The sequence below is a fragment of the Halopelagius inordinatus genome, assembly GCF_900113245.1.
Taxonomy (GTDB): Archaea; Halobacteriota; Halobacteria; order Halobacteriales; family Haloferacaceae; genus Halopelagius; species Halopelagius inordinatus.
The window spans coordinates 90,737-111,925 of record NZ_FOOQ01000008.1 but is presented as its reverse complement, the minus strand read 5'-3'; the positions used below and the strand labels follow the sequence as shown (position 1 = coordinate 111,925).

General features: G+C 66.8%; 18 protein-coding genes. 8 read left to right on the top strand and 10 right to left on the bottom strand.

Annotated elements, in window-relative coordinates:
• Positions 1 to 362: 362 nt before the first annotated feature.
• A complete protein-coding gene (locus BM167_RS17130) occupies positions 363 to 677 on the bottom strand; it encodes a non-histone chromosomal MC1 family protein (RefSeq protein ID WP_092893947.1) in 315 nt (104 codons plus the stop codon).
• A gap of 218 nt (positions 678 to 895) precedes the next feature.
• Between BM167_RS17130 and BM167_RS17125 the strand changes: the two genes are divergently transcribed.
• Complete coding sequence (locus BM167_RS17125; RefSeq protein WP_092893946.1) at positions 896 to 1,093, top strand: hypothetical protein; 198 nt, start codon at positions 896 to 898, stop codon at positions 1,091 to 1,093.
• Between the two features lie 70 nt (positions 1,094 to 1,163).
• Positions 1,164 to 2,225, top strand: a complete 1,062-nt coding sequence (locus tag BM167_RS17120) for a quinone-dependent dihydroorotate dehydrogenase (RefSeq protein WP_092893945.1) — start codon at positions 1,164 to 1,166, stop codon at positions 2,223 to 2,225.
• 39 nt (positions 2,226 to 2,264) lie between these two features.
• Here the strand turns inward: BM167_RS17120 and BM167_RS17115 are convergent, their stop codons facing one another.
• Positions 2,265 to 4,874: a valine--tRNA ligase gene (locus BM167_RS17115; RefSeq protein WP_092893944.1), complete on the bottom strand. Its 2,610-nt coding sequence runs from the start codon at positions 4,872 to 4,874 to the stop codon at positions 2,265 to 2,267.
• A 165-nt stretch (positions 4,875 to 5,039) separates the two neighbouring features.
• Between BM167_RS17115 and BM167_RS17110 the strand changes: the two genes are divergently transcribed.
• Complete coding sequence (locus BM167_RS17110) at positions 5,040 to 5,489, top strand: pyridoxamine 5'-phosphate oxidase family protein (protein ID WP_092893943.1); 450 nt, start codon at positions 5,040 to 5,042, stop codon at positions 5,487 to 5,489.
• A 36-nt stretch (positions 5,490 to 5,525) separates the two neighbouring features.
• On the opposite strand, the gene BM167_RS17105 is transcribed toward BM167_RS17110, so the two are convergent.
• The 4 genes from BM167_RS17105 to BM167_RS17090 all read right to left on the bottom strand — a co-directional run bounded on the left by BM167_RS17105 (position 5,526) and on the right by BM167_RS17090 (position 11,377).
• Complete coding sequence (locus BM167_RS17105) at positions 5,526 to 6,410, bottom strand: universal stress protein (RefSeq protein ID WP_092893942.1); 885 nt, start codon at positions 6,408 to 6,410, stop codon at positions 5,526 to 5,528.
• A gap of 138 nt (positions 6,411 to 6,548) precedes the next feature.
• Positions 6,549 to 8,372 carry a phenylalanine--tRNA ligase subunit beta gene (gene pheT / locus BM167_RS17100; RefSeq protein WP_092893941.1) on the bottom strand — a complete coding sequence of 608 codons (1,824 nt, stop codon included), beginning with the start codon at positions 8,370 to 8,372 and terminating at the stop codon, positions 6,549 to 6,551.
• Complete coding sequence (gene pheS, locus BM167_RS17095) at positions 8,372 to 9,877, bottom strand: phenylalanine--tRNA ligase subunit alpha (protein ID WP_092893940.1); 1,506 nt, start codon at positions 9,875 to 9,877, stop codon at positions 8,372 to 8,374. Before pheS ends, pheT begins: the two co-directional genes overlap by 1 nt.
• Positions 9,878 to 10,210: 333 nt before the next feature.
• The gene (locus tag BM167_RS17090) at positions 10,211 to 11,377 is read right to left on the bottom strand and encodes an NAD(P)/FAD-dependent oxidoreductase (RefSeq protein ID WP_092893939.1); all 1,167 of its coding nucleotides are present in this window, start codon (positions 11,375 to 11,377) and stop codon (positions 10,211 to 10,213) included.
• A 115-nt stretch (positions 11,378 to 11,492) separates the two neighbouring features.
• Here BM167_RS17090 and BM167_RS17085 point away from each other — a divergent pair, with 115 nt between their 5' ends.
• Both BM167_RS17085 and BM167_RS17080 read left to right on the top strand, forming a co-directional pair.
• The gene (locus tag BM167_RS17085) at positions 11,493 to 12,464 is read left to right on the top strand and encodes an ornithine cyclodeaminase family protein (RefSeq protein WP_092893938.1); all 972 of its coding nucleotides are present in this window, start codon (positions 11,493 to 11,495) and stop codon (positions 12,462 to 12,464) included.
• A gap of 60 nt (positions 12,465 to 12,524) precedes the next feature.
• On the top strand, positions 12,525 to 13,091 hold the full coding sequence (locus tag BM167_RS17080; protein WP_092893937.1) for a hypothetical protein: 567 nt from the start codon (positions 12,525 to 12,527) through the stop codon (positions 13,089 to 13,091).
• A 29-nt stretch (positions 13,092 to 13,120) separates the two neighbouring features.
• On the opposite strand, the gene BM167_RS17075 is transcribed toward BM167_RS17080, so the two are convergent.
• A complete protein-coding gene (locus BM167_RS17075; protein WP_092893936.1) occupies positions 13,121 to 14,758 on the bottom strand; it encodes a tryptophan--tRNA ligase in 1,638 nt (545 codons plus the stop codon).
• Positions 14,755 to 15,774, bottom strand: coding sequence for a tRNA-intron lyase (gene endA, locus BM167_RS17070; RefSeq protein WP_092893935.1), 1,020 nt, complete (start codon positions 15,772 to 15,774; stop codon positions 14,755 to 14,757). Before endA ends, BM167_RS17075 begins: the two co-directional genes overlap by 4 nt.
• 123 nt (positions 15,775 to 15,897) lie before the next feature.
• Here endA and BM167_RS17065 point away from each other — a divergent pair, with 123 nt between their 5' ends.
• Positions 15,898 to 16,389, top strand: coding sequence for a hypothetical protein (locus BM167_RS17065; RefSeq protein ID WP_092893934.1), 492 nt, complete (start codon positions 15,898 to 15,900; stop codon positions 16,387 to 16,389).
• A gap of 42 nt (positions 16,390 to 16,431) precedes the next feature.
• Here BM167_RS17065 and BM167_RS17060 read toward each other — a convergent pair whose 3' ends face one another.
• A complete protein-coding gene (locus BM167_RS17060) occupies positions 16,432 to 17,172 on the bottom strand; it encodes an endonuclease NucS domain-containing protein (RefSeq protein ID WP_092893933.1) in 741 nt (246 codons plus the stop codon).
• 75 nt (positions 17,173 to 17,247) lie between these two features.
• Between BM167_RS17060 and BM167_RS17055 the strand changes: the two genes are divergently transcribed.
• Both BM167_RS17055 and BM167_RS17050 read left to right on the top strand, forming a co-directional pair.
• Positions 17,248 to 17,898: an HAD family hydrolase gene (locus BM167_RS17055; RefSeq protein WP_092893932.1), complete on the top strand. Its 651-nt coding sequence runs from the start codon at positions 17,248 to 17,250 to the stop codon at positions 17,896 to 17,898.
• 78 nt (positions 17,899 to 17,976) lie between these two features.
• Entirely contained in the window at positions 17,977 to 18,708 is a 732-nt protein-coding gene (locus BM167_RS17050; protein ID WP_092893931.1) for a hypothetical protein, read from the top strand.
• A gap of 62 nt (positions 18,709 to 18,770) precedes the next feature.
• Here BM167_RS17050 and BM167_RS17045 read toward each other — a convergent pair whose 3' ends face one another.
• Positions 18,771 to 21,110 carry a DEAD/DEAH box helicase gene (locus BM167_RS17045; RefSeq protein WP_092893955.1) on the bottom strand — a complete coding sequence of 780 codons (2,340 nt, stop codon included), beginning with the start codon at positions 21,108 to 21,110 and terminating at the stop codon, positions 18,771 to 18,773.
• Positions 21,111 to 21,189: the final 79 nt, after the last annotated feature.

The following is a 21,189-nucleotide window of genomic DNA, read 5'->3' as shown; positions in this document are numbered from 1 at the left end:
GGTTAGTGGAGTGGGGCTGTCGGAAGGTGGCGGCCCGAACGTCCCGGGCTGCCTCTGCGTATTTCTACGAATGCCCCGGGTACATAAAAGGCCGTCGAACTGAACCCACATCGTCATGCGGTTTCACACCTCAGAGACGGATAAACCGAGTCGCGGTCGAGCGTGGCCACTCGCGAGTCGAGATGTCGCGCGGTAGGAGGCCGGTCGGTCATCCCACGCATCTCGCGTTCGGTCTGACCGGGTGTTGGCCGCGCACGTCGAGATGACGGCGGGAGACGGATAGCCGTATCGGAGCACGATTCACCGAGACGTACGCACGCGTACGTAAAGAAGAGACCAACAGTCAGAACGCCCGGCCGAAGTTACTCTTCGAGGTGTTTGATTCCCTGTTTCGAGACGTTTCCTTTGGTGATGTCACCTTCCATCCACCCCGGTTTGTCGTCGGGTGCTTCGTCCGACCACGCCCACGCGTCGAAGATGTGGACTTTGTCCGTTCCTTTCTCTCGAAGGCGGATCTCCGTCGCGTTGGACTTCGCCTCCTCTTCGGAACCGGCCGGTTCGAGTCGTCGAGCGGCTTTCAGTGCGGCCTGGCGGGGCATGCTGCCGGAGAACACGCTCGATTCTGTACCGTCCTCCTCGCGCATCACGAAATTCCGCTTACCGTCCTCGCGTACCATGGTTTTACTCCTCCATGGCAACCGAACACATGGCGCGGCTTAAATATATCGGCAAAATGAGCGTCCGGCGTCGAGGTCCTTATAAACGAACCCGCGCGGAGGGGGTGCGTCGTGAGTCCGGCGGCGGCGACGCCGTCTGTCGTTCGACGTTCGGGCTTGAGAGCGCGTAGACAACACTTATGTATATCCTACAGTGAACCTTCGACTAGACACCCCCGATGGTTCGGAAAAAGAAGCTCAGCCCGAGTGGCGCGAAAGACGAGAACGGTGAGTACCACAACGTCCACGTGAACCTTCACGAGGACGAACTCGCCGTCGCGGGCATGGAGATTGGAGACGAGGTGTTCGTGCGCGTCCGAGACGGCAAGATAATCATCCAGAAAGCCGACCCAGAGGAAGTCGAGCACGATTTCTGACTCGGATGACGCAGACGACGCGACAGCCCCGAACCCGGGACCCAACGAGAGACGGCGGGGGTCGTGGGCGATGATTCGGGGCGCGTACACCGCACTCAGACCCGCCCTTTTCGCGCTCCCGCCGGAGACGGCCCACGGTGCGGTCCACACGGCGTTACGGACGGTACAGCACACCCCGATAGAGGACAGACTCCGCCGGCGCTACCGCGTCGAAGACGAGAGACTCGCGACGGACGCGTTCGGTCTCGCGTTCGACAACCCGGTCGGAGTCGCCGCGGGGTTCGACAAGAACGCCGAGGTGCCGTCGGTGCTCGGCGCACTCGGGTTCGGCCACGTCGAAGTCGGCGGCGTCACCGCGGAGGCACAGGCCGGAAACCCGCGCCCCCGGATGTTCCGCCTCCCCGAGGACGGAGCCATCATCAACCGCATGGGACTGAACAACGAAGGTGCGGACCGAGTCGGGGAGCGACTCGCGGCAGAACCGACGCCCGACGTACCCGTCGGCGTCAACGTCGCTCTCTCGGAGACGACGCCCGCAGAGGACGCGCCCGAGGACTACCGCTACACGTACGAACGAGTCGCGGCGGGCGCGGACTACGTCGCGGTCAACGTCTCGTGTCCCAACAGCGAGGGGATGCGTTCGCTCCAGAACCGCGACGCGATGGAGGCTATCCTCGCCGAACTCGTCGACGCGGGCGCGTCACCGCTTCTCGTGAAACTCGCTCCCGACCTCCCGAACCCCGCCGTCGAAGACGCCCTCGAAGTCGTCGACGAACTCGACTTAGACGGCGTCATCGCCACGAACACGACGACCGACCGCCCCGAGAGCCTCCGGAACCCGAACAAGGCCGAACGCGGCGGCCTCTCGGGCAAGCCGATAGAGTCGAGAGCGACCGACCTCGTGCGCTTTATCGCCGAACGGACCGACGTTCCCGTCGTCGGCGTCGGCGGCGTCTCCGACGCGGAGGGCGCGTACGCGAAGATTCGCGCCGGTGCCAGCCTCGTGCAGTTGTACACCGGCCTCGTCTTCGAGGGACCGACCCTCGCGCGCGACATCAACGAGGGCGTGCTCGAACTCCTCGAACGCGACGGCTTCGACTCGATAGACGAAGCCGTCGGCGCGGACGTCTGACCGGCGGTCCGAAAAGAGAAAAACTGCGACGCCGATGCCTCAGTTCCGGACGACGATGGCCGTCTCGCCCGCCTCGACCATCTCGCCGTCGCCCGTGTACCGCCGTTCCTCGTTTATCTCGAACATCTCGGCGTGGAGTTCGACGCCCGCGGCGTGGAGTTCGCCGTCCACGACTTCGTAGTCGTCCTGCGCGATTGCGGACTCGATGTCGGAGACCCGACTCCCGAACTCGGGACCGACCAGCGAGTAGTCGAGGTCCACGCCCGTGACGACGGACTCGACGTCCGGATCCTCGTCGAAGGCGTCGAGGGATTCGACGTGCATCACGCGACTGATGTCGTCTTCGAATCCGGCGACGTTGCCGTACACCTCGACGGTGTCTAAGTCGGCGTTCATCGACAGTTGGTTGTCGCTCTTGTACTTTCGAAGCGCGCCGACGACGTCCATCGCCGTCTCGCCCGCCGCGACGTCGGCGTCGAGTCCGAGCGGTTCGGGCCACGAGGCGCGGTGGACGCTCGATTCGTCGTCGTACATGTCGTGCCACAGTTCCTCTGTTGCGTGCGCGAGGACCGGCGCGAACAGTTTGACGAAGCGACGGTGCGCCGTCTGGAGCGTGTACGCCGCCGAGGGGTCGTCGCCGTCGCGGACGCGCTGTTTTGCGATTTCGAGGTAGTCGTCACAGAAGGTGTGCCAGAAGAAACTCCGAACCCGGTCGCGGGCCTTCGAGAACTCCCTGTTTTCGAACTTCTCGGTGACGAACTCGATTTCGCGGTCCAGCGAGGTCAAGAGCCAGCGGTCTATCTGGCGCAGGTCGTCGTGGTCGAACTCTTCCGGGGCATCTTCGGTGAGACTCTCGACGAGTTTCGACGCGTTCCACAGTTTCCGCAGGAGTTTCTCCCCGGCGCGAAGACCTTTCTCGGAGTACGGCAGGTCGTCGCCGACGGCGCTTCCGGCGGCCCAGTAGCGCGCGGCGTCGACGGGGTACTTCGAGACGACTTCGTCGGGCGCGACGATGTTGCCCTTCGATTTGGACATCTTCTCGCGGTTCTCGTCCAACACCATCCCGTTTATCATCACGCTGTCGAACGGCACCTCGCCCGTGTGTTCGTAGCATTTGACGACGGTGTGGAACAGCCAAAACGAGATGATGTCGTGGCCCTGCGGGCGCACGTCGAACGGGTACAGGTTCGGTCGAGCTATCTCCATCTCCCCGGTTTCGCCGTTCCAGTCCCACCCGGCGTTGACGAGGGGGGTCAGAGAGGAGGTGGCCCACGTGTCGAAGACGTCGTCCTCGGGGACGAGTTCGTCGTGGCCGCACTCCGGACAGGACGCCACGGGCGGGTCGTCCGAGAGGGGGTCCACCGGCAGGTCCTCGCGTTCTGCGACGACGACGTGTTCGCAGTCGTCGCAGTACCAGACGGGAAACGGGATGCCCGAGGAGCGCTGACGGGAGATGGACCAGTCCCACTGCAGGCCCTCGATCCAGTTTTTGTACCGGGTGAACATCTTCTCGGGGTACCAGTCCATCTGGCGGCCCGCCTCGAGGTACTCGTCGGTCTTGTCCAGCAGTTCGATGTACCACTGGTCTTTGACGAGGAACTCGACGCTCGTCCCGCAGCGTTCGTGGACGTTCACCGTGTGAGTGATGGCGCGGCGGTCCAGAAGCGACCCCTCCTCGTCTAAGTCCTCGACGATAGCCTCGCGGGCCTCCTCCGAGGAGAGACCCTCGTACTCGCCGGCCACGTCGGTCAGCGTGCCCGACTCGTCGATGGCGATGCGCAGGTCCAGGTCGTGGGCTTGGTACCACTCGATGTCGGTCTGGTCGCCGAAGGTACAGCACATGACGACGCCGGACCCGGTCTCCATATCGACGCGTTCGTCGGCGATGACGGGGACTTCCTGCCCGAACAGCGGGATTTCGGCCGTCTCGCCGACGAGATACTGGTTCTCGTCGTCGTCGGGGTGGACGAAGACGGCGACGCAGGCGGGGAGCAGTTCGGGGCGCGTCGTCGCGATGACGAACGATTCGTCCTCGCCGACCACGTCGAACTCGATGTCGTGGAAGTGACTGTCCTGTTCGTCGTCTTCGGTTTCGACCTGCGAGATGGCCGTCTCGCACTCGGGACACCAGATGGCGGGCGCGCGCTGGCGGTACTCTCGGCCCCGTTCGTACAGGTCGATAAAGGAGAGTTGCGAGATGCGCTGGACCTCCGGCGAGATGGTCTGGTACGTCTCGTCCCAGTCGATGGAGATGCCGAGATTCTGCATCTTCTCGGTGAACTCGGACTCGTACTCCTCGCAGACCTCCCGGCACATCCGCTGGAACTCCCGACGCTCGTAGTCTTGGTGTCGAACGTCGAGTTCGTCCTCGGCCAGTCGCTCGGAGGCGATGCCGTTGTCGTCGTATCCGAACGGGAAGAACACGTCTCTCCCGCGCATGCGTTCGAACCGCGCGACGAAGTCCTGCAGGGTGAAGCCGTAGACGTGGCCCCAGTGCAGACTCCCGGACACCGTCGGCGGCGGCGAGTCGATGGAGAATGCGGTGTCGGGGTCTACCGACTCGCCGCGGTACGCGTACGTATCCTCGTCGACCCACCTATCCTGCCACTTCGACTCGACGGTCTCCGGGTCGTATTCTCCGCTCGGCATTATCGGTCGAATCTACTGCGTGGACCGCTGTTAAACAACTCGGTTGGCGGAGACGAGGCGGCGCGAGACCGGTCGGTTCGAGCGCGCGCACCGATTCGTTCGCTCCGCTGAACTGTCGGTTCTCGTGAACTGGCAGTTTTGTGGCGTTCGTCCCTACCGTAGAACATGCAGGGAATACGATGGGTTCAGATGAGCGACGACGAGCGAACCGAGTTCCTCGGGCGCGGCGGGACGGGCGTCATCTCCTTCGCCGAGGGAGTCGATACCGCCCCGTTCACCGTCCCCGTGTCGTACGGCTACGACACCGAGAGCGGGTGGTTCTACTTTCGGCTCTCGTTTCAGCCCGACAGCACGAAAGAGGACGTCGTGGACAGACCCGTCTCTTTCGTCACGCACCGACGGACCGACGACGGGTGGCGGAGCGTCGTCGCGACCGGTGCGCTCGAAGACGTCTCGGAGGACGACCACGCCTCGACCGCGGTACAGGGGCTGTGGGCGGTCGAGATTCCGGAGGTGGACATCTTCGAGCGTCCGCGAGACGACGTCGAGTTCAGGGAGTTCCGCCTCGACCCCGACAGCCTGTCCGGGCGAAAAGAGGTACAGACAGAAGGGTGAAAGAGAGACTCAGACTCGCTCGACTGCGATGAACCCTCACTCGCCGCCTTCGTCCGGTTCGCGGACCGTGAGCACGGGGACGGGTGACGTTCGGAGCAGTTTCTCGGTGACGCTCCCGAGCAGATACCGGTTGAATCCGGTCCGCCCGTGCGTCCCGACGACGAGCAGGTCGATATCGGACTCCTCGACGTAGGAGAGAATCGCCCGGTGGATCGACGTTCCGTGTTCGACCGTTCCGGTGACGGACTCGACGCCCGCGGCCGACGCCGACGCCGCCGCGTCCTCGACTATCTCCTCGGCCGCCTCTTCGAGCGTGGACAGTCGAACGTCGGCCCGCACGTCGTAGCCGAGAGACGTGAGATCGACCACGGACAGGACAGAGAGCGCCGCGGACTCCGCCGTCGCGACGTCGGTCCCCATCGAGAGCGCCGCCGCGGCGCAGTCGCTTCCGTCCGTCGGAACCAACACGTTTCGGTAGGGGTACTCGACGCTCACCTCGTCGTCGGGGCGAATCGTCAGGACGGGCACGTCGGCCCGGCGAACCACTCGCTCCGTGGTGCTCCCCACGAGGAGGCGTTCCAGTCCGCGCCGCCCGCGCGTCGGCATGACCACGATATCGACGTCGCGGGCGTCGGCGTAGTCGAGTATCGCACGGTGAGGCTCTCCTTGGACGACTTCCGTGACGGTGTCGACGCCGCGGCCGCCCGCGCGGTCGGCCGCCTCGGCGACGATTCGTTCACCCTCTTCTTCGAGGACATCGGTGATTTGGCCCCGCATCCGGACGACGCTGTCGTGGGTGGTGTCCGCGACGTTGAGGACGTACACCGTCGAGTCGTGCGCGGCGGCGATGTCGAGGACGTGGTCGAACGCCGCCGACGCCCCGTCGCTTCCGTCGGTCGGGAACAGAATTCTGTCGTACATACTAGGGCTGTCGATGCGTTGATACAAAAAGGCGACAGACGGTTACCGCGAACTGGTAGTCACCGGCGGAGCGAAGACGGGACGCGGCGCGCCGTCCGGGCGGCGGGCGGCGGGCAGCAGGTGGGTGACGGTGCGTCGCTACCGCAACGCGCTCAGGTCGAACTCGAACGCCGCGACGGGCAGTTCCAGGTCGTGTTCGACGAGGACGGAGGGGTGAACCTCGCCGACGACGCCCACGTCGTCGCCGTCAACGACGACGCTCGCGACGCGGCCGTCGATGAACGAGGGGTGAGTCGTCTTCGGCGTCTCCAGTTCGACGTCGAAGTCTCGACAGAGCGTCTGGAGGCGCGCTTTGGCGTCCTCGTACGTCGCGTCGTGGCGCGCGAGGACGGCCGCGACGTGCCGCCGTTCTCGAACTCGCGTGTTCACGTCGTCGTCGCGTTCGGCCACGAGGCCGATTTCGGCGAGGTCCTGCGGGTACGCGCGATGGGTGTTGTTCTCCAGGACCATGAGAAGAGAGGGCAGCGCCCACGTCCGGAGGACGGTGTAATCCTCGCTGTACGGTTCCGTGATGCGGGCGGGTTCGCCGCCGCCGAGAACACCGTCGGAACGGCGTTCCGACGAGCCCCCACTCGCTTCGCTCGCGGGGACCGATTCGCCCTCCTCGACGTTCATCCGCGTCGTGAGGGCGTCCTCGTTCGTCATGTGGAAGTTCAGCATGTCCTCGAACCCGAGTCCGACGAGCGTGTTCCGGGCGGCGTCTTCGAGTCGGGACCGTTCGTGTCGCTTCCCGACGGTTCCCACGTCGGGGTACCGCGGTTCGAGTTCGTTGAACCCGTAGGCGCGGCCCACGTCGTCCACGAGGTCAGACGGGTGGAGCACGTCCACGCGGTACGGCGGGACGGACACCTCGTACACCGTCTCCTCGTCTGCGTCGTCCGTCGGGGTGGCCGCACCGTCCTCGGTGTTTACGGCCGTCGATTCGTCCGATTCGGCTCGCGTCACGCCGAGGCCGGACCGTTCGAACAGGTCCGCGACTTCCCTCTCTCCGAACTCGACGCCGAGCATCGTCTCGATTCGGTCGTGCGAGACGTGCTTCGTGTCAACCTCGAAGTCGGGGCGAACGAGCGTCCGGTCGGAGTACTGGACTTCGACGTCCTCTATCGTCGCGCCGCGCGCGCTGAGGGCGTAGCAGATGATGTTGCACATCCGGTCTATCGTCCACTGGTCGGTGCCGGTGAGTTCGACGAGCAGTTCCCGCGACTCGGTCGAAACCTCCGTTCGACGGCCGTTGATGACCGGCGGGAACGAAAAGAGGCCGAGTTCGTCGTAGATGGCGGGGTAGCGGTCGTACTCCGAGACCAACTCGGCGTACTCCCGCCCGGTGGGGTGTCGCTCCAGAACCTCGCCGGGGGACAGTTCGGCGTCGCTGTCGAGTGGGACGAACGTGTCCTCGTCGGGGGCGATGCCGGTGTAGGTGATGGAGTTGCCGCCGGTGTCCTCCTGCAGTACGTCCCCCTTTATCATCGTCAGGTCGTGGATGCCTATCGCGCCCTTCGCGCGCTTTCGACCCATCGTCGCGTGGAGTTTCTCCTGCAACTGGATGAGCGAATCGAGGGCCGCCTCGTCCAAGTCGACGCCGCGGACTATCGCGCCGGTGACGTACGGGCGTTCCTCGGGCACGTCCTCGTCGACGACGAACGTGTAGTCGGGGTTGTTCGTGTTCGGGACGTAGACCCCTCTCTCGTCGCCGTACTGGTAGCGAAGCGACCGGGCGACGCCCTCGACGGAGAGTCGGTCGAGTCTGTCGGGACCGAACTCCAGTTGGAACTCGCCGTCTTCTGTCTCGCCTTCGAACTCCAGTCCGAGAGCGAACAGGTCCTCCTTGAACTCCTCGTCGGACTTGTCCTCGTGGCCCGTCAGTTCCCGCAGTTCGTCCGGGTGAACGTCGACGACGGGCATTATCGGAGCACCTCCGTCTCGCGGAGCAGTTCGAGGTCACTCATCGTCCCGTGCACGTCGCGGATGTCGTCGAAGCCGTACATGAGCATCAGTAGTCGTTCGAGTGCGAGTCCCCACGCCATCACGTCGCAGTCGACGCCGAGGGGTTCGAGCACTTCGTCGCGGAACATCCCGGAGTTTCCGATTTCGATGAGTTCGTCCGTCTCGGGGTGTCGTCCGAACAACTCGAACGACGGTTCGGTGTAGGGGTTGTAGTGGGGTTTGAACTGGATGTCCGTGATGCCGAACTGGCTGTAGAACTCCTCGAAAGTCCCCATCAGGTCCCGCACCGAGAGGTCCTCCGCCATCACCCACCCCTCTATCTGGTAGAATTCGAGCAGGTGCGTCGGGTCGAGCGTGTCGTTTCGGTACACCTTCTCGACCGAGAAATACCGCTGCGGAGCGTCGAGTTCGCCGACTTCGTGCCCCGAGAGGTAGCGCATCGACAGCGACGTGGTGTGCCCGCGCAGGGCGACGGCCCGCGCGAAGTCCTCGGACCACGGCGAGTGATAGCCGTCGCCGTCCGGGCCGACGCCGTGTCTGTGGGCGTCTTCCACTCGGTCCACGAGGTCCTCGGGCAGGTCCCGTATCGGCGGCACGTCGAGGGCGAACCGGTCCCAGTGGGTCCGCGCCGGGTGGTCCTGCGGCATGAACAGGCAGTCGTTGATCCAGAAGTCCGCGTCCGCGTGCGGTCCCTCCATCTCCCGAAAGCCCATGCCCGTCAACACGTCCTTCACGCGGTCTGCGGTCTGTCGGAGGATGTGCGTCTTGCCGCCGCGCACGTCGGGGGCGTCGGCTTCGACGTTGTACTCCGTGAACTCCACGTCCTCCCACTCGCCGGAGGTCAGCATCTCCGGGGTGAGGCGGTCCACCGTCTCTGCGGGTTCGACGCCCTCCATGAGGAGCGTCACGCCCTCGTCTGTGAGGCGGACGGACCGAACCGTCTCCTCGTTCCTCTCGACGAGGTTCCGCGAGGCCAGTTGGTCGAGAACGTCGCCGTCCTCTGCGGCGTCGCCCCGCGCGAGTGCCGCGAGAGCCAGCGCTTCCGGGTCGGCGTCCGCGTCCGCGTCCGGGTCCGCGGAGAGTTCGCCGCTCTCTATCTCGCCGTACCCCTTCCGGCCGAAGTTCGCGAGGGCGATGTCGACTTCGGGGCCTTCGAGGCCGGACGCGCCGATGACGCGCCCCATCTGCACCGCGTCCTCGTCGGCACCGGCGTCGACCGCGGCCCGATAGAGGCGAACTTCCGGAAGCCCGGATTCGACGTAGTCGCGGCCCTCCTCGGTGAGTTCGTGCGTTACGTCTTCGGTCTCCTCGATTTCGAGGGAGCCCTCGTCCGCGAGTTCGAAGGCCGCCTGCGTCACCGTCTCCGGTTTCAGGCCCGTCTCCGTCGCCAGTCGGTCGATGGTCTGTGCGTCCGTCGCGCTCGCGGCGTTCAACACCGCGACCTGTGATTCGGGAAGTCTCATGTCACATCCTGCGTTCGCGTCGGTCGTTGTCGCGTCTACCGAGCGGTGGTCATTAGCAGTTCCGAAGAGCGCGGGCCGTCGGTCGGCCCCCGTCGGGCCGCGCCCGGCGTCGTCCCCCACGTTCGGACGCGGGACCCCGGACCGGTTCGGACGGAGTCGCCTCCCCGCCGCCCTCAGTCGGTCCGAGAGAAGAGACCGAACCCGCCGCGTCCGGTCGGTTCGCGGGTGGTTCGTGCGCCTGCGGCGTCGGGTCCGAGTCGCGTACCCGAGAGAACCGCTCCCCGCCCCAAAAGCGTTCTGAAAGGTGTAGGGCGGCGTTCGGTGCCGAACGGCTCAGGCGACGTTTCGCTCCCTCCGCGTCGGCCCCTCCCCGGGGGCGTCGAACCGGTCGGCGGCGAGTTCGGAGACGTCAACGTGCGATATCTCGCCGTCGCAGACGAGTTCGGCGACGCACTCGCCCGTCGCGGGGGCGTGTTGGAAGCCGTGACCGGAGAACCCGGCGGCGACGACGAATCCCGGCCGAACCTCGTCTAAGACGGCGTGGTGGTCGGGCGTGACCGCGTACAGTCCGGCCCACCCGTTCCGGACTCGCGTCTCGGGGCCGAAGTAGTCGGCGCAGGCGTCCGCGTGCCCGATAGCCTCCGCAATCCAGTCGATGTCGGCCGATTCGTCGAACGTCTCGGGGTCAACGTCCGGGTCCTCGGCGGCGAAGTGGCCGCCGACGACGGCCGTCTCCTCGCGTTCGGGGCGAAAGTACGACCCCGTGTCCAAATCGACGGTAAGCGGCGTCGACTCCGGAAGCGTTCGCTCCGGTTCGACCACCGCCATCTGCCGCCGTCGCGGGGAGACCGGAAGTTCGACGCCCGCGAGGCGGCCGACGCGGCGCGCCCACGCGCCCGCCGCGTTCACGACGTAGTCCGCAGCGAACGTCTCCGCGGGCGTCTCGACGCGCCACCGGCCGTCGTCGGCGTCGCCGAGGCGTTCGACGTCCGTCACGGGCGTGTTCGTCCGCACGTCCGCGCCCGCCTCGTCTACGGCCCGCGAGTACCCCTGTACCGCCGAATGCGGGTCCGCGACGCCGTCGAGAGGCGAGTAGGTGGCGGCGACGAACTCCGCGTCTCTGAGTTCCGGACAGAACTCGCGGGCGTCGTCGGGAGCGAGGAGGCGACTGTCCGCGCCCGCGTCGTTCTGCAGGGCGACGTTCTCTCGGAACGCCGCCGCCGTCTCCTCTTCGCGCGCGAGAAACAGGTAGCCCGTCCGCCGGTAGTCGATGTCGACGCCGAACTCGTCTTCGAAAGCGTTCCAGACGGGGAGACTCGCGAGCGAGAGTTCGACGTTGACGCGGGTGGAGAACTGCGTTCGGATGCCGCCCGCGGCGCGGCCGGTGCTCCCGCCGCCGAGCGTTCCCGCCTCGCAGACCGTGACCGACGCGTCCCGGGCGGCCAGGGCGTGTGCACACGAGAGGCCGACGATTCCGCCTCCGACGATGACGACGTTCATGGGCGAAGTTGACACCCCACGAGTATGAACGTATCCCGCGTGCGGCGCGGGCGGCGCGGACGGCGAGAGGCGGCGGAGCCAAACGTTCAGGCGACGGCGCGCGTACCACCAAGCCATGACCGAACTGCGCGTCCTCTCGGACGACGACGTGGCGTCGTTGCTCTCGCTTCCGGCCCTCCTGCCCGAAATCGAACGGGCGTTCGTGAAACAGGGCCGCGGCGAGGTAGAACGGCCCCCGCGGCCCCACTACCCCGTCGGGACGGAGACGCCCGGAACCGCCCTCGCGATGCCCGCGTACGTCCACGGCGACCCGACGTACGCGACGAAACTCGCCGCCGTCCACGGGGGGAACCGAGAGCGCGGTATTCCGACGGTGAACGCCCAACTGGCACTGACGGACGCCGAGACGGGGCGTCCGCTCTCGTACATGGCCGCGAACCGAATCACGAACGCCCGGACGGGATGCATCGGCGGACTCTCGGCGCGCGAACTGGCGACGGGATCGGTCCGACTCGGCGTCTTCGGCGCGGGCGCACAGGCCCGGTGGCAGACGCGCGCCATCGACGCCGCGACCGACCTCGAACGCGTCCGCGTCTACTCGCCCTCCGACTCCCGAGAGGCGTGCGCCGCGGACCTGCGCGAGGAACTCGGTGGAGGCGTCGACGTGTCGGCCGTGGACTCGCCCGCGGCGGCCGTCGCCGGGTCGAACGTCGTCGTCACCGCGACGACGAGCGAAACGCCCGTCTTCGAGGGGTCCGCTCTCGAACCCGGAACGCTCGTCGTCGCCGTCGGCGCGTTCACCGCCGAGATGCGCGAACTCGACGCCGAGACGATGGCCCGCGCGGCGACGGTGTTCGCGGACGTGCCCGCGGAGGCCGCCGAAGTGGGCGACACGGCCGAGGCGGGCGTCGAGGAGTCGGAGTTGCGACCCCTCTCTGCGGTGTTCGAGGGCGACGCCGGGCGCGACTCGCCCGACGAGATACTCGTCGTAGAGAGCGTCGGCTCTGCGGTGTTGGACGCGGCGACGGCGGGCCACCTCTACGAACGGGCCGAGAGAGCGGAGGCGGGCGTCGTCGTGACGCTCTGAGCGCGGCCCGAGAGCGTCGTCCGCGGACAGTTTTATTTCTCGGCGACGCGGAGGTTCGAGATGGCTCTCCTCGGAGAACTCGGACCGGTCCTCGCTCTCGCTCTCACCGTCGGCGTCTCGGCGTCCGTGACGGTCGGTGCGCACCTGTTGTACCGACGGGAGGGCGGTTCGTTCGAGTCCGCCCTCCGCGTCGTCCTCCTCGCGGCCGGGGTCACCTCTCTTCTCGCCGCCGTCGTCTGGACTATCGCGGGAGGCGGGCCGTCCCGAGGCGTCTCGGTGACACCTCTCGTCGCGGTGTTCGTCGCCTTCCTCGGACTGACGCTCCTTCCGTTGGCGGGCGGACGGGCACTTCTTCGACGCGGGAGCGACGCCGATTCGGCGACTGCGCTTCGCTTTGCGACGTACGGGTGGCCGCTCGCGATGCTCGCGGTGTTCGGCGTGTACGTCGCCTACTGGCTGTTCACGCGAGATATCTACCACCCCGGAAACGGGCAGATATGCGTCGTCTGGCGGTGCACCGGGATTACCGTGGCGTCGGCGGTGACGGTGTCGGTCGGGGCGGTCGTCGCGGTGTTCGGCACGGGACTGGCGGGACTTCGACTGTACGCGTCGGCGACGGAGAAGTGACCGCAGCGAACGTCGAAGCCGAACCGCCGTCAGTCGTCGCCGGGCGCGACGCCGCGGCGGTCCGACTCCAGAGAGATGTCGATATCGTCGAGCATCGCTTCGGCTTCCTCGCGTTTCTCTTGGTGGTCTTCGAGGAACTCCTCCATGAGAACCGCCGCCTGTTCTTTGCACCCGCCGCAGAGGCGTTCGCCGCCGACGCACTCGTCGTAGACGCGCTTTGCGAACTCGTCGTCGTCGCCCGAGAGCAGGTACGCGTACAGTTCGTAGACGGGGCACTCGTCGGCCTTCCCGCCGAGTTCGCGCTGTTTCTCCGCCGTCTCGCGGCCGCCGGTCGTGGCGGACTTCACCTTGTCGTACCCCTCTTCGGGGTCGTCGAGAAGCGAGATGTGCGAGGCGGGAATCGACGAGGACATCTTCCCGCCGGTCAGCCCCGTCATGAAGCGGTGGTAGATGGACGAGGGCGGGAGGAAGCCGTAGCCGCCGTTGTCGAGTTCCACCTCGCGGGCCAACGTCTCGGCGTCGGAGACGGAGAGGTCGAACGCGTCGATGTGTTCGTCGTACCGGCGCTTCTCGCCGTCGATGGACGCGATGAGGTCCTCGAACGCGTCGTCCGTCGCGTTGGCGTCGAGGAACCGGACTCGGGGGCGGAGCGGTTCCATTCCCGCGTTCTCTAGCTTCTCTACGGCCGTAGAAAGCGCGTTCTCTCCGGCCGCTAACGCGGAGATGTCCACCTGCGTGCGTCCTGCTTCGTCGAGCCATTCGGCCGCCTCGCCGCACCGCGGCGTCTCGGGGTCCTCCGCGAACGCCTCGCGGGCCTCGTACGCGGCGGCGACGATGGGCCGTTCCACGTCGGCGAGTTCGAAACTCGCGTACGCCTCGGTGACTTTGAAAAATCGCATCCGCGCGGCCAAGTCGCGAGCGAAGCGAACGTGGGGGTCTTGGTCCGGGCCGACGGGGATGACGGTCGGTTTCGGCTCCTCTAACTGCGGGTAGAGGATGTCGCCCATCTGCGTGACGACAGACTGCATGTGCGAGACGTTCGTCTCGCCGTCGAAGCCGTAGATGCCCTGAAACTCCGAGAAGTTCGCCTTCGACCCGAGTTCGAAAGAGAGGTCCTGTAGGGTTCGGTTGTCCGACTGTCGGTAGAGTTCCCCCTCCTCGGGGTCGAATCCGAGAGCCAAGAGCGAAAGCAGGTAGTCGCGGGCGTGTTCGTCTATCTCCTCCCACGACAGGCCGCGTGCGGAGTGGGCCTCCAAGTCCGCGATGAGGCCGTACGCGTCGCCGCCTTGCTGTTGGTGCCAGATTATCTCGTCGAAGACGAGTTTGTGGCCGATGTGGGGCGCGCCCGTCGGCATGAACCCCGAGAGAACGGCGAAGTCGTCGCCCTCGCGCATGGCGTCCGCGACGGGGGTGTAGTCGCGGTGACCGAAGATGACGCCGCGGCGCATCAGGTAGTGGGGGTTCGGCACGTCGGGAAGCACCTCGTCGAACTCCTCGATGCCGAACTCCTCGAACAGTTTGCGGTAGTCGGAGATGGTCGAAGAGCCCCACGGGTCGAGAGCAACGTCGTTGACGGCTCCGCCGTCAGGCAACGTCTGACGTGATCGCTCGTCGTCCGTCCGGGTCGTCTCGTCCGTCTCGCGGGGGTCGGAGTCGTCTCGTGTCATGGAGTGAGTCGGGCGACCGAAAGCCAGTCTATGCCTCTCTTGGCGTCGGTGAGCGCAAAAACCATTCGCTTCCGTACCCCGCCCGCGAGGCGCACGTCCAAAGAGAGGTCCCGCGGCAGGAACGTGTGGTCCGGAGAAACGACGCGGACGAGGTCCGCGGAGTGCGAGAGGTCGGAGACGGTCGAGAAATCGGTGTAGACGCGGAAGTCCGCGCCGAACTTGAACCCGCTTTTGGGGACCGCACCGGCGTCTCTGAGCGCTGTGTACGCCTGCAGTCGGCGGTCGAACCGGTCGCCCTCCACCTCGCGAGCGAGGTCCACCACGGCCGCGGCGTCGGCGGTGACGACGTTCCGTTCCGAGAGGTACGCCCCCTCGACCAAGGAGAGTTGAAGCGGTCCCGAGTCGGCGTTTCGGCCGTGGAGTCGTTGGCCGTAGAACCCGCGTTCGTACATCTCGTCCGGCGACTCCCACAGGAGGACCCTATCCGAGAGGAGGCCCGCGTCCAGTCCCGACGGCGGTTCGTAGTCGTCGGCTCCCTCGATTTCGGGGCGGTCCGTCTCGAAGTAGGTGAGTTCGCCGTCCTCGTCGACGATGGCGAGAACCACGTCGCCGAGAGCGTCGGCGGCGATGGACTCGCGTTCGCCCGCGATGCGGATGCGGTACTCCACGTCGTCGTCCCACGGCCCCTTCCCGCGCGGGAAGACGACGAAGTCCACGTCGGTGTGTTCGGAGACGCCGGACCAGTCCTCGCGCGTCGGCGAGAGGTAAAAGCCCCTGTCTCTGAGGTCCTTGTAGACGACGAACTCCATCACCGCGCCCGTCCGCGTCAGGAACTCGCGAAAGTCCATCCCGTCTACGGCGTCTAAGTCGCCGCGCGCGAGGAGGTGCGCGGCTTCCACCGGCGCGAGTTCGATGCGGTTCCCCTCCGTGGGCCGTCCGTACCCCCGAGAGTCGTAGAACCGCTGGCGCGCGTCGCCGCCGACGCGAACGACGTCGCCGTCGAGTGTCCCGTCCATGCCCGAAGTCGGGGGCGGCGGAGGCATAGGGCCTGCGATGCAGTCGTTCGGTCGGCGGCGGACGCGACGAGAACATGTCGGTCCGAGCAGAATACTCATCCGAAGACACGACGTAGTTCCCTCATGGTCCACCAGTTCCCGTCGGAGACGGCCCGGCGACACCCCTCGTTGACGTTCGGCCTCGCCGGGGGGACGTTCGCCCTCGTCTTCGTCGCGTGGGCGACCGTCACCCAGTCGGCGGACGGCGGATACCTCCCGTCCGGTCCGGAGGTACTCCTCGTCCTCGGGGGGTTCGTCGGCGGCGCGGTGGTCGCGCGGTTGCTCTGGACCCGCCTCGACGGGGCGGACTCACCGCTCAGAGGCGTCGCCGTCGGCGCGCTAATCGGACTGTTGGCGATGCCGGTGCCGATGTACCTCCTCGAATTCGTGCTCGTCGCGGTGGACGGGGTTCCGTTCGAGGCGTCCCCCGAAGCGTCGCCGTGGATGCAGGCGGGGAGCGACCTGCTGCTCTTACTCGTGACTCCGCTGTTTCTGGCGGTTCTCGGCCTCGTCGTCACCTACGGAGCAACCGTCGTCGTCGGTGCCGCCACCGGCTATCTGCTCGCCCGCCGGTGAATCCGAGGGACGGTCGGCGGTTCGACCCCCGAGACGCCGCCCTCACTCGGCGAACGCGTCGCACGTCCCGTCTAAACACCGCCGACCGCGACTCGTCTCGAACACCGGCAACCCGCAGTCGCAGTCGTCGACGACGACGCCCGCGGGAATGGCGAACGCCGACTCGCAGTCGGGGTAGGCGTCGCACCCGGCCAGCAACCGGCCGCCGCGGCGGATGATTCTGAGGTCCGAGTCGCAGTCGGGGCAGGTCCACGCCCGGTCGAATCGTTCCCTGACGGCGTCGTCCAGCGATTCGCAGGCGCGGTCCACGCAGAGTTCGAACGTTGCGCCGCACTCGACGCGCATCGTCGGTAAGCCGCAGTCGTCGCACGTCTCCTCTAACACCGTCGCGCCCGCCGGGAGGACGTACCGCGCGTCGGTATCGACGCCGACGACGGCGCCGCCGACGCGGACGAGTGGTTCGCCGGTGTCGGGATGCGCGCCGACGGGGACGCCCGCCTCGGTGGCGGGGTACTCCGCGCGGCCCGACGCGTCGTGGGAGACGACGCGAAGCGTCTGTTCGTCCGTGTGGGCGACGAGTCCGAACCCCGACGCGTCCGTCTCGACGGTGAGCGTGTCGGGACGGGTCAACCACGACACCGGTTGGTAGCCGTCGGCGTCGTGGACGAGGACGGTCCGGTCGGGTTTCACGACGACGACGACGCGTCCGCGTTGCGTTCGCGTGCGCGCGCCCTCGAAGGTGGTGGTGCAGTCTCCGGCGAAGACTCGAATGTTCTCCGTCACGGCGGCGATGGCCCCGTCATCCGTGATATACCCTGCCACGAAGGTCTTTGAAGGGTGGCGGTCGTTCGAGGTAGCATGGACGCCCCCGACGAAGTCGTGTTGTTCGACATGGACGGAGTCCTCGTCGACTCCGAAGACTACTGGCACGAGTTCGAAGACGAGTTCGTCTTCGCCGACGCCGTCGCATCCGGCGATCCGGCCCACGAGGAGGTCACCGGGATGCACTTTCGCGAGATATACGACTACCTCGACGAGACGTACGGCACGGCGGTCACGAAAGAGGAGTTCGTCGACGCGTACCACGAACGCTCGGAGACGCTCTACGGCGAGCAGGTGGTGTTGATGGAGGGCGCGGAGGAACTGTTCGACGATTTGCGCGACGACGGGCGACGACTCGCCATCGTCTCTTCGGCCCCCCAGTCGTGGATCTCCATCGTCCGCGACCGGTTCGACCTGGGCCACCTCGAGTTGGTTCTCAGCGCAGAGGACATAGACGCCGCCGGAAAGCCCGAACCGCACATCTACGAACACGCGGCCGCCGAACTCGGCGTCGAACCCGAGGAGTGCGTCGTCGTCGAGGACTCGGTCAACGGCATCGAGTCCGCCGTCCGGTCTGGCGCGTTCACCGTCGCCTACCGCCGCGCGCACAACCGGGAGTTGGACCTCTCGCAGGCGCACGTCGTAGCCGAGGGGCCCGAGGAACTGCGCGAGGCGCTTTTCGGCTGACGGAAATCCGCGAGAACGACGTTTCCGCGGTCTGAAAGTCAGAGAAACAGTTATCGTCCGGTGTGACAGACAGACAACATGAGTAGACTGTCAACAGTCGTCGTCTGTCTGGTACTCGTCCTCGCCGGGTGCACCGGCGGCGGTGGCGGAGACGCGGCCGCCGATTCGACGCCCGTTCCGAGCGAAGACGGCGGGAGCGACGGCGAAGGCGATAGCGGTGACGCCGACGGCGACTCGAACGCCGCGAGTGGGTCGTCCGGTTCGGACGACATGCCCGACGCGGTTCCCGTTCTCCAGACGGGCGAACGGTACGAGTACGAGGTGCGGAGCGACGTCCTCGCCGACGCCCCCGAGTCGGGGACGCTCACCATCGACGTGACGGCGGGCGGCGAGTGGCCCGGCGCGGCGATGAACGTCGTTCGCGACGCGCCCAGCGGTCGGACGGAGGCCACCTCCGAGGCGGCCGCCTTCTCTCCGGCCCTGGGCGAGATGGCGTACGCGCTGAACGTGCGTTCGCTCGTCGTCAGTTCCCGCATCGTCTCCGCGAAGTCCACCGACCTACGGACGTACGAGGTGGGCGACGAGTGGCGCTTCGACTCCTCGGACACCGAGGTGGGCTTTACCGTCGTCGGCGAGGAGCGAGTCGGCGGTCTGACCGCGAAGCACGTCCGCGTCACCGGCGGCGCAGAGACCGACATCGACGCCGACATCTGGTTGGTTCCGGGCGTCGGCTTCCCCGCGAAGTTCGTCCAGCGAGAGGACGGCGAGGCGACGGTAGAACTCACGCTGACGGCGTACGAGAGTCCGTAACCGCGGGTTCGGATTCGCCGGTCGGTTTTCGAGACGACGAACGGGCGCGCCGCGTTCTCGTGCTACTCCACGTCCACGGTGCGCGTCGCCGTGACGGGGTGAAGCGGTTCGTCGGGGAACGTCACCTCGACGCGGTACTCCAGTTCGTCCGCCGTCGCGCCGAAGACGCCAACCGGGACGCTCACGGCGTCCGTGAGGTACGTCTGTTTCGTCGTCATCTCCACGTCGTTGACCGTGACGCGGACGCCGACGGTGCCGCCGCCGCCGCGGTTCCGAACGGTCACCTCGCACATCTCGTTTTCCCCGGCGGCGATGCCGTCGGGGAACTCGCCCCACGACACCTCGACGTCCGGAAAGCCGCGGGCGTTTCTGACGACCTGTTCCGCGACGCCCTCCGAGAGTCCGGCGCTTCGGAGTTCTGCCTCTCCGGCGTCCACGACGTCGCGCGGACTGCGGAGGCCGCCGGTCGCGAGTTTGGCCGCGCGGTTCGACCCGATGCCGTCCACCGCCGTCAGGGCGACGGCGTCCCGCGAGACGCCGTGGTCGACGCGCGCCTCGACGCGCCGGGCGAGGTTCGCCGCCCGCGGCCCGGCGAAGGCGGCGAGGAACTCCCGAAGCGCGGAGATGAGCCGAAGGGCGTTCTGCCGGATTATCCACGCGTCCGACCGGAGCGCCGAGGGCGTCGAGTTCTGCATCCCCGCGTGGAGGATGGCGAACACCTTCCGCGGGCCGTCTTCGAGGTGCGTCGAGACGCCCGAGAGGACGGCGTCCACGGCGTCGCCCTCCGACTGGCGGGGCGAGACGTCGTGGAACTCCGCCGCGCCGGCGACGGCTTCCAAGATGGCGTCGTCGGTGATGGTGTCGCGTTCGCAGAGGTCGTAGAACCGCCGCGCGGTGTCGAGACGGAGGTAGTACTTCGATGCGAGGCGACCGAGCGTCGTCGCGCGGATGGAGAGGTCCTCGCCCATCTCGACGAACCCGCGGTCGACGAGGATTTCGAGCGTCTCGCGCACGCGTTCGCGGAGGCCGCCGAAGTCGTACTCGTCGGGTTTCGACTGCGCGCGTTGGTAGTAGAACGTCGTCTCCAACCACGAGAGCACGTCCTCCAAGTCGCCGATGGTCCCCATCGCTATCTCGGCGTTGAGATGCGAGTCCAAGTCCGCGGCCAGACGCGACTCTATCTCCTTGCCCTCGCGGAGGAGCGTCCGGTATTTGTCCGCGTCGCTCCGGTCGCAGACGACCCATCCGTACCCCACGTCGTCGTATCCGGGGCGGCCCGCCCGCCCGAGCATCTGGAGGATGTCCAACGGGGAGATGTCCACCTCGCCTTCGAGCGGGTCGTGGTGTTTCGTGTCGCGGATGACGACGCACCGCGCGGGGAGGTTCACGCCCCACGCCAGCGTCGACGTGGAGAACAGAAGCTGAATCTTCCCCTCTTTGAACCACCGTTCGACCCTGTCTTTGTCGTCCCGCGAGAGACCCGCGTGGTGGAACGCCACGCCGTCGGGAACCGACTTTCGGAGCGTCTCGTTGCCGAGGTCCTTCGCCTCGGTGTGGAAGTCGTAGTCGCCGCGCGCGCCGATGGGGATGTCGCGTTCGGCTATCTCGTCGCGCGCCTTCCCCGCCGCGCGGAGGGCGTCCTGCCGCGAGGAGACGAACACGAGGGCCTGCCCGTCCTCGCGGATGTGGGGTTCCGCCAAGTCGAGGGCGCGGTAGAGGCGGCGGTATTTGTCCTGAAACGGGTTGTCGCCGTGGGTGTACGTCTTCACGTCGGCGTGGAGGTCCACGGGTCGGTAGTCGTCGCCGAACTCGAACGTCGTCTCCGGCGGGGCGTCCAACCACGCCGCCACGTCGCCGATGTTCGGCATCGTCGCCGAGAGGGCGACGACGCGCGGGTCGCAGATGCGTCGGAGGCGCGAGACGGTCACTTCGAGGACGCCGCCGCGCGTCTCCGAGTCCAAGAGGTGCACCTCGTCTATGACGCAGCAGTCCACGTCGGTGATGAACGAGTAGCGCGCGGAGTCGTGTTTCCGCGTGGCCGAGTCCGTCTTCTCGGGCGTCATCACGAGGATGTCCGCGCGTTCGGCGCGGCGCGGGTTCAGGTCGCGTTCCCCGGTGACGACGTAGACGGAGTAGCCGAGGCTCTCGAACCGTTCCCACTCCGATTCCTTCTCGTTCGTGAGAGCGCGGAGGGGCGCGATAAAGAGGGCCGTCCCGCCGTTCTGGAGCGTCCGACAGATGGCCAGTTCCGCGAGTGCGGTCTTTCCGCTGGCGGTCGGCGCGGAGGCGACGACGTTGTCGTCGGAGTCGAGAATCGCGGGCGCCGCCTCGCGTTGCATTCGATTGAACTCGTCGAAACCGAAGGCGTCGGCGAAGTCGGGGACGACGTCGGCGACTTTCACGCGCCGCACCCCCCGAGGAGTCGAGACGGGGCCTCGTCGGACCGAAAGTCCGACGGAGGGAGAGAGGTCATGTGAGAGA